General features: G+C 62.2%; 3 protein-coding genes and 1 riboswitch. Of the genes, 2 read left to right on the forward strand and 1 reads right to left on the reverse strand.

All coding sequences use genetic code 11. The features are described from left to right. Positions 1 to 318: 318 nt before the first annotated feature. Complete coding sequence (locus DXB86_RS09645) at positions 319 to 984, reverse strand: HAD family hydrolase (RefSeq protein WP_199411038.1); 666 nt, start codon at positions 982 to 984, stop codon at positions 319 to 321. Positions 985 to 1,396: 412 nt separating this feature from the next. Between DXB86_RS09645 and DXB86_RS09650 the strand changes: the two genes are divergently transcribed. Beyond that, on the forward strand, positions 1,397 to 3,541 hold the full coding sequence (locus tag DXB86_RS09650; protein ID WP_117736954.1) for a C69 family dipeptidase: 2,145 nt from the start codon (positions 1,397 to 1,399) through the stop codon (positions 3,539 to 3,541). Positions 3,542 to 3,898: 357 nt separating this feature from the next. Continuing rightward, positions 3,899 to 4,026, forward strand: a riboswitch (cobalamin riboswitch). Positions 4,027 to 4,193: 167 nt separating this feature from the next. Further along, on the forward strand, positions 4,194 to 8,747 hold the full coding sequence (locus DXB86_RS09655; RefSeq protein ID WP_117736955.1) for an FIVAR domain-containing protein: 4,554 nt from the start codon (positions 4,194 to 4,196) through the stop codon (positions 8,745 to 8,747). Positions 8,748 to 8,866: the final 119 nt, after the last annotated feature.

Raw genomic sequence — 8,866 nt, forward strand, 5'->3', positions numbered from 1 at the left:
GTAGCCCGAGACGGTCCCGGGCTGACAATTTCGACTGTAATGGACGTTCCTTTTCTGCCGGCAGTTGGGGACACTCCTTGCGCCAGCGTTGCATCGCGAACGCTCGGGAAAATGCGACCCGGTTTTTGGCCGAATAGTGGGTCACGGTTTCCGGATGGGGTGGGTTGCGGAAAGTGCGACCCGGAATATTGCTCCACAACGGGATGCCGTTTCCCCGATGGGGCTCAAGCGGAAAGCGCGTCCCATTCCGGAGCTCCAAAACGGGATGCGCTTTCCGCGCGGAAGAATTGTCGCAGCTGCGTTAAGCGGTGTCGCTCGCTACTCGCCCAAGATTAGCTCGGCGAGTTCGTCCTGCGTATCAACAACGTAGTCGGCGCCGGCGGCCTCCAGCTCTGCGCGGCCGCGGAAGCCCCAGCTGACGCCGGCGCTCTTAAGGCCGGCGTTGTGGCCGGTCAGGACATCGACATTCGAATCGCCCACATAGAGCGTGGTCGCCGGATTGGCGCCCAGCTCCTTCATCACGTGCAGTGTGACGGGCGCTTCGGGCTTAGGCGGAAACGCATCGACACGGCCTTGCACCAGCGCAAAGCGCTCGGAACCAAAGTATTTCTCGATAAGCGGGGCTGCCGAAATATGATCCTTGTTGGTGAGCACGGCAAGCTGAATGCCCGCGGCGCGCAGACGTTCGAGCATCTCAATCGTGCCGGCGTAGGGGGCGGTGTGGTCCTCCTTGTGCTCGCTGTAATAAGCCCTAAACTCGGCAAGCGTCTGCTCAAACATACGGCCGTCGCCCGCATACTCGGCGGGCATAAAGCGCTCGACCAGCTTGAGCATGCCGTTTCCCACCTTATAGCGGTAGGCGTCAACGGCAAACGTGGGCCAGCCGTGCATCTCGCAGGTATGGTTGCCGGCGGCCGCCAGGTCCTCGAGCGTGTTGAGGATGGTGCCGTCAAGGTCAAAGATCACGGTGGAAAAAGCTGCCATAGGTACGCTCCCATCAAGATGACTCATCAAAACGGCACCCATGATAGCGCGTGCCGTTCCAGTCGGGCATGAGCGGGCCAAATGTCCCTCGTGGGACTGAGGGGGCCAAAAGTCCCCGTTAAAACGCTTAAATGGCCTCTAACAGGTACATTTGGCCCCCTCAATCCCACGGGGGACACTCGGCCCGCTCAATCTTGCGCACGGGGCTTATCGGCCTGTTCAACCCTGCGGGGAATGCCGCCTGCCAGATGCAAACGACCGGTCACGGGTTGTTACGAGTGCCGTGTCCATACTTCCTTAACACATAAGATAAGCTGATAACTGCATATTCAATCCGATTTACCCAGCTAAAGTGTTCTCATTACGCATATTGTTGGTGGGTAGTTCGGGCTCCGTGTGGAGGGGAGAACGTATGAGGTTACCGGCTTTTGCTAAGAAGGCGTTTAGGGGGGGCATAGTCGCGGCGCTTGTGCTTGCCATGCCCGCGCCCGCGCTCGCCTGCACGCAGGTTTACATCGGTAAGAACCAGACAACGACGGGCGATACCTATGTCGGCCGCGCCGAGGACTATTCACCTCGCTACTGCAAGACCTTTGGCGTGCAGCAGCCGATCGACAACCCTGTCTTCCGTTCTTTCGAGAACGATTCTGTGCCGGGGACCGGCTTTGAGTACACCTATCAGGGTCGCTCGTATCGTTACACCTATGTTCGTGACAATCCCGATGCGTGGGATGCCCAGGACGACGAGGCAGCGTCCCGCGTGTATTCCGAGGCCGGCACCAACGAGCGCGGTGTCTCCGTTTCCGCGACGCTCACAACGGATTACAACGACGGAATCAAGGCTATCGACCCTCTTGTCGACACGGGCATCGGCGAGTATAACCTGGCCGACTACCTGTTGAGCGTTTCGTCCTCGGCGCGCGACGGCGTGGAGAAGCTCGGCGCCATCATCGATCAGTATGGCTCTCAGGACTGCAACCAGATCGTCATTGCCGACAATACCGAGACCTGGATTTTCGCTCAGCTTTCGGGCCATCAGTGGATTGCCGTCAAGATGGGCGACGACGTGGCGTCCGTTAATCCCAACATCGGCGGCCTGCAGTATAAGGTCAATCTTGACGATGTGAGTCAATGCCTGCACTCGGCCGGTGTCGTGACGCTGCCCGAGTCCAACGGCGTTCTCGTAACCTATGACGACGGCACGCCGAACATCTTCAAGACGTATGGCAAGGAGAATTCGGGTTCGTCGCAGAATACGCGCCTGGCCCAGGGACGTGCTTACTTCGGTGCTGCCCTTGCGCCTCAGACGGACTATACCGTTGATGAACAGGGTCGCGTCACCTCGCTCATCGACCCGCAGCTGACGTTTACGCCGGGCATCAAATCCGATACGTTCACGGCGTTGCGTTCCCTCGCTGCCCGCGGCGAGCAGGATGACAGCCTCAACGCCAATCTCAACAGTGCCCTGTATGCCATCGGCAACAACAGGACGACCGAGAGCAATATCTTCCAGATTCGGTCCGGCCTTTCCAGTGATATCGCCACGATTCAGTGGGAAGCGCTTTCGCGTTGCGAGTTCAGCGTGTACCTGCCCAGCTACTCTGCGCTGTTGACGGAAGTTCCGGCTGACTACTTCCCGGCGTGGAACACGGTGGACGGCACTTATACAGGACGCAAGGACGACGTCGCGCAGGCTTTGGTCGAAAAGGACGGCAAGAACCTCGACTACGTCTTCATGGACATCAACACGCTCGCCTACAACAACCGTGCCTCGATGGGTGAGAACGTGCGCGCCTACCTCGATGTCCTTCAGAAGCAGGTTATCGCCCAGCAGGACGTTGTTGACGGGTTGATGCAGGCAACCCCTGCCGATCAGCGCACGGACCTTGCCAACAAGGCGTTTGCCGCAGTGAGCGAACAGGTCTACAACAAGGCGGCCAAGCTTCTCGATGAGATGCGCGCTTATGTGAATGCGGGAGATACCTCGAGTGCGTTTATGCCGAGCGACTATGATGCCGAGAATGGAACCTCCCGGACCCCGATTATGTACGCGTCCGCTTTTGTTGCTCCCAGCATCACGGCTCAGCCGCAGTCGGTAACGTGTGCTCAGGGCGCTGAGGCCAAGCTGAGCGTTGCCGCGACGGTTGATGACAGCGTGGATGGCTCGGATGCCCAGCTTACCTACCAGTGGTTCGTCAAGGGCGAGGACGGCAACTTCTCTGCCATCGACGGGGCGACGGCGGCTGAGTACGTCGCCGCGACGACCGAGGTCGGTTCAAAGGTGTATCGCGTTGAGGTGACGAGTGCTGCCGGGCTGGTTTCCACGTCCGATGAAGCGACGGTGACCGTGACGCAGGCTGCGCAGGAGGAGCCTGGGCAGAAGCCCGGTCAGAAGACGGATGTGAAGACGGACGTCAAGACCGATACCGCCAAGAAGGCGACCAAGGGAGGGCTTGCCAAGACCGGTGATTCGTCTGTGGTGATCGTGGCGCTTCTGACGGTGGCTGGAGTTCTGGCCGTTATGGGGGCCGTGCTTATCCGCAAGCGTGCGAATTAACCGGAGCGGGTCATAGACGACAGCCCTAACTAAAAACGGTCCCGTACGAGTAATCGTGCGGGACCGTTTGCTTGAGCTAAAGCAAAATGAGCGGGCCAAAAGCCCCCGTGGGACTGAGGGGGCCAAAAGTCCCTGTTAAAACGCTTAAATGGCTTCTAACAGGTACATTTGGCCCCCTCAGCCCCACGGGGGACATTCGGGCCGCTCAATCTTGTGGGCAGGGACGGCTCGGTGGACGGCTGGCGATATGGGCTGCCTATAGGTGGCCATCCGGGAGCCATATGGCTCGGGTATGGCGGTTTTTGTGTAGTGCATTGACCGATTTACCTGCGGTAACGTACACTTCCTCCGTTAAAAAATAGAAGCCGGAGCACGGGTGCGCGCGAGTGCATAAAGGGGAATCGGGTGAGAATCCCGAGCAAGGCGGTTACTGTGTGCGGGCGCGCCCGCGAGTCAGATTACCTGCCCGTGCTCTTCTCGAAACCGAGGGCCTCTCTGTTTGCCGCTGGATTCCGGTCTACAAGGGGTGCTGCTGAGCGTGCGTTTTGCTGCCGATAGGGTGGCTGACGTGCGCCTTTGTGCTGCCGGGGCATCGCCTGCCCCGCCTTCTTCGCCACGGCTCTATTGCAAGTTCGCGAAAGAAGGAGAACGGGTGACGCGAAACAACATTATGCTCAAGCGCCTGGGAGCCGCTGCTTTCTCGGTGCTACTCGTCTGGTCGATGCCGGGTACGTCAGCATTTGCCGAGGGCATGGCAGAAATCGCTGTGCAGGCGCAGGCCCAGGCCTCGCAGCAGGCGGATGCTGCCGAGAATGCCGACGAGACGAGTTTCACTGCGGACGAGCAGACGGGTGCTGAAGGCGCCGAGGCGTCGGCGGACGAGGCAAGATCCGACGTTGCTCCGTCTGCCGATGAGGGGCTTGCCGCCATGCTGAGTGCGGACGGGCAGAACGCCGCCGCGGTGAACGTCGACGATGACGACGCCGATGTTCAGCAGGCACGTGACGTGCGTGTCGCCAAGGCCGGCGAGACTGTGATGGTCTCTTCTGCCGATGAGCTGCCCACCACCATCGAGGCCGGGGCTGTCGTGAAGCTCGCGGCGAATATCAGTCTTGGCGCCGACCAGCAGATCGAGACCGTGGCCGGCACGCTCGATGGCCAGGGCCACAGCACCGTGCTTAACGGCAAGGCACTTGCGAAGAGCGTGACTGGCACGGTGCAGAATCTGGGCGTGATGGGCCGGGCAACCATGGGCGATTATGAGGGCGCCCTTGCGATCAATTGCTCGGGAACCGTGCAGATGTGCTGGTCGACGGCCACTTTGAGCGATGGCGGCTCTTGGGCCGATTACGGTGGCCTGGTGGGAACGCTCAACGGTGGGTCTGTAATCAACTCCTATGTTTCCGGATCGATGTCGGGCTTTTGCGCCCACGGCCTTGTTGGATATTACAAGTCTGGCACCGTGGCCAACAATCTGTTCACTGTGGGCGATCAGGCGTGCGGCTACAAGGTCGATTCTTCCTTCGGCAGCAAAATCTCTGTCGACGACCTCAAGACCCAGGCCTCGGTCGATAAGCTCAACACCGATGCTCCTGCCACCGGCTTTAGCTGGTCTGCACAGGGCGGTTTGCCCGTGCTGGTCTCGGGCAGCGCCGTGGTCGTTGTGAACAAGGGTGCCCTCAAGGCCGCCATCGACGATGCCAGCGCCAAGGTCGAGGGCGACTACACGGCCAAGAGCTGGTCCAAGCTCGCCGAGGCCCTTGCGAACGCCCAGGACGTCTACGCCAACGATGACGCCGCACAGGCCGAGGTCAACGCTGCAACCAAGGCACTCACCGATGCCACCGCCGCGCTCGAGAAACCCAAGCCCACTGAGCCCGTGGCTCAGCCGCAGAGCGTAGTGCACCTGAGCTCGCAGAGCGACCTCGACGCCTTCATGGGCAAGTTCAAGCCTGCCGACGTCGACGCCTACTACGTCCTCGACAACGACATCACCATCGACGACGAGTACTTCTTTGCCCCCACGGGCATGCTCGCGGGTACGCTTGATGGTCAGGGCCACGCCATCACCTTCACCAACGGCGGTGGCGTGAAGTCGCTCATGGACGGCGTTGCCTCCACGGGCGTGGTGCAGAACATCTCGTTCGCCGGCGAGCTGAAGCGGGCGACGGACGGCAAGGCGTTCGGCCCCCTGGGCAACAAGGTTCAGGGCGCCGTGCTCAACTGCTCCACGAGCGTGACCGGCAAGGGCGTAGCGGGCTTTGCGCGCACGCTCGACGGCGGCATCGTGTCCAACTGCGTTTCGACCTCCAAGGGCACGGCGGGCGCGCTGTTCGCGACCTATAGCGCGGGCCAGCTCGTCAACACCTACTGGGGCGCATTCCTCACCAACAAGATGGGCGCTCCCGCCTCGGCGCTCGTCAACTCCTATGCTGTCGACCCCGCTGACATGGCCACCGATGGCTTCGCCGATCTTATCAACGCCAACTGCGGCGCCAACGGCAGCAGCTGGGGTATCGATAAAAATGGCACGCCGGTCTTTGGCTCGGGCAACAGCTACCAGGCGCCGGGGGACACCACGCCCGACGACGCCTACACCGTGAGCTTCACGGCCAACGACGGCGCCAGCCAGACGGTTGCCGGCCATATGCTCGAGGTTTCGCCTGATGCTGTGGACGCCTACCGCAAACTTGGCGTCTTTGCACTTAAGGGCGTCCCGGCCACGAGCACCATCACCTGGGGCACCGATGACGCCAACCGCGGCAACATCGGCATCAACGAGTCCACGGGAGAGCTCTACATCTACGACAACGCTACCGGCACGGTGACCGCCACCGAGCACAAGGCCGATGGCTCCGAGCAGACCGTGGCTACCATCAAGATCAAGGCCAAGGCCAAACAGTTCGATGACTTTGAGCTGTGGTATCGTGCCTCCGACGGCACCGTGAGCAACGTGACCGATGGTGCGGCTACCGTCCAGGGCTCCGAGGTGCGCAACCTCGAGATTCGCGTGCATTACGTCGACGCCGATAAGGGCGAGTACGTGCCCGTCTCGTTCAGCCGCTTCCACTTTGCCTCGAGCGATCCTACGACCATCTACAGCAACGACTACTCGGCCTGCTTTTACTTCAAGCATGCCGGCAGTGCCACGATCACCGTTACCCCGCGCGACGCCGCATCTGCGGGCGCCGGCTCCAAGAGCGTGACGCTGACGTCCGAAGCCGTGGCCGCCACGTCCATCTCGATGGGCTATAACGAGGACGGCGCCACCGTCTACCTGCAGGGCCGCAACCCACTCTCCGAGCGCGACGCGTTTTTGACCGATCACGCACGCCCGGTGGCGGCGCCCGACAACGCCACCAACCGCGACAACTTTACCGTGACGAGCAGCGATCCTGCCGTGGCGGCCTACACCACCGCGGGCGAGATCGGCTACACGGCGTACAAGGCTGGCACCACCACGTTTACCGCGACGCTGCCCGACACGGACGCCGATGGCAAGGTCATCAGCGCGTCGTGCGACGTGACTTATGCTTACCAAAATCCGCTTGCGAGCGTGACGGCCGGCACGGACAGCCTCTACCTCAAGGCCGGTTCGGCGCAAAAGCTCGACCTGACCTTTGCCGGTAAGAACGACGCGGACGGCTGGAGCGTGACCGAGCCCGGCCTCATCTGGACGTTCAAGACGCTCGACGGCAAGGACGCCTCGGGTATCGTGGGCATCGACCGCAACGAGAAGGGCGCCTGGAAGCACGTCGACGGCGCTCCCGACGACGGCCTATACGTGGCCTCGAGCGACTATACGGTGACGGCGCTTTCGGCCGGCACGGTGGTCGCGACGGGTACGCCGGTGGACGCGACCGCCGGTGCCGAGCCCGTGACGCTTACCATCACCGTGGCCGGCGTGGCCGCGAGCCCCGCTACGAGTGAGTCCGCCTCGGCGGGCATCGATGCCGCTGCTGCGTTCATCGACGTGCGCCGCAGCTCCGACGCCTTCCAGTACGGCGACGAGTGGGAGATCTACGACTTTGCCAAGGCGGGCCGCAAGATCGATTCCAAGCTGCTCGACAACTACCGCGCCTCGCTGGCCGAGCACAAGGCCGAGTGGGGGAGTGCGACCTGCGCTCTGACTGAGACCGAGCGTGTGGCGCTGGCCCTCTCCGCCATCGGCGAGGACATAACCGACTATGACGGCGTCAACCTGGTCGAGCTCATCTGCAGCCGCACCGATATGACGCGCGCCAACGAGAAGATCTTTGCGCTGATGGCGCTTAATGCGAGCGGATCGGATGTACCCGCCGGTTCTGCCTGGACGCGCGCGAGCCTCGCGGACGCCGTCTGCGAGCTTCTCGGCAGCGACGACGCCGTGGAGGGTACGCGTCTGGGCGACGTGGACCTGACGGCCATGGCGATCCAGGCCGTGGCGCCCTATGAGGGCGACACCAAGGTCGATGCTGCCATCGAGAACGGCCTCTCCTACCTCAAGGGCAAGATGAGCGCGGGTACCTGTGATTTCGGTTCTGCCGAGGCCAATGCCCAGGTGATCCTCGCGCTGCTTTCGCTCGACCGTGACCCGGCCAACCCCGTTAACGGGTTTGCAAATGCCGTGACCAACGTGGTCTGCGCGCTGGACCTGTACCGCGTGGACGGCGGCAACGGCTATGCGCACAGCAAGGGCGGCGCGGCCAACGCCATGGCGACCGAGCAGGCGCTCCGCGCGCTCACGACGTATCGTGTCTCCTCGGGAGAGACGATTGCCTGGAAGACGGCCGTGACGGCGGGCAAGGGCTCGAGCAGCAAGGACCCGCAGAAGCCCACGGTGGCGCCGGGCGTCCTGACGCCGGGTGCCGGGTCGGACGGCGGTGCCGGCAACGGGACCGCCGGTTTTGCGGGCGTAATGGCTCCTGTGGCCGCCAAGATGGCCGGTGCTTCCTCGAGCGAGGGCGCCAAGGCAGCTGGCGATTCCAAGGCCGAGGCCGAATCCGGCAAGAAGGATTCGACGGAGTCTTCCGTCGCCGGCAAGACAGACAAGAGCGGCAAAAAGTCGGGCACGTCCGGCAAGACCGCCGCGTTGAGCGCCGGCGCCGCTAACAAGGCTGCGGACGCGGGCTCGAACGGCTTTGCCATCGCCGGTGTTGCCGTGGGCATCGTCGGTATCGGGGCCGTCGGCGGCTGGTTTGTCTACACCAAACGCCGCGCGGCGTAGCGAGCCTCTGCCTACCAGGTAAATACTGCAAGGAGTATGGTCTTGCAAAGCGAAGGGCCCTCCTGCCGATTATGAACTGCGTCCCAAATCTTGGACGCCCTAAATAGCGACTAGGCCGC

This window comes from Collinsella sp. OM06-18AC (genome assembly GCF_003438785.1).
Lineage (GTDB): Bacteria > Actinomycetota > Coriobacteriia > Coriobacteriales > Coriobacteriaceae > Collinsella.

What these genes read in the sequence shown, in the direction of transcription:
- DXB86_RS09645 (WP_199411038.1), bottom strand. Translation starts at nt 984, where the DNA reads ATGGCAGCTTTTTCCACCGTGATCTTTGACCTTGACGGCACCATCCTC.
- DXB86_RS09650 (WP_117736954.1), top strand. Translation starts at nt 1,397, where the DNA reads ATGAGGTTACCGGCTTTTGCTAAGAAGGCGTTTAGGGGGGGCATAGTC.